Here is a 502-nt window from a genome sequence, read left to right on the forward strand (position 1 = left end):
GAAGAAACCAATTGTACCTATAAAGATACCTATATCAACAAAAGTTGGAGAAAACATAGTCCATGATGATGGTAAATAATCACGGTGTAATGATGTTACAATAATTACGAAACGCTCAAACCACATACCTATGTTTACAACTATAGAAATAATGAAAGAGAACATAATACTTGTTCTTAATTTTTTGAACCACATAAACTGTGGAGAGAACACGTTACAAGTCATCATTGCCCAATATGCCCACCAGTATGGTCCTGTTGCTCTATTTAAAAATGCATATTGTTCATATTCTACACCAGAATACCATGCTATAAATAACTCAGTTATATAAGCTACACCTACAATAGATCCTGTAATCATAATTACAAGGTTCATTAACTCAATGTGTTGTACTGTAATATAGTCTTCTAAATTACATACTTTACGCATAATGATAAGTAATGTATTTACCATTGCGAAACCAGAGAATACCGCTCCTGCAACAAAATATGGAGGGAATATT

The 502-nt window shown here is 32.3% G+C and carries 1 protein-coding gene; it reads right to left on the bottom strand.

Features of this window, described 5'->3' with window-relative positions:
• Positions 1-502: NrfD/PsrC family molybdoenzyme membrane anchor subunit (gene nrfD, locus FUA24_RS08235; RefSeq protein ID WP_187388224.1), on the bottom strand; the 502-nt coding region annotated here is incomplete at both ends.

The sequence above is a fragment of the Seonamhaeicola marinus genome (assembly GCF_008085455.1).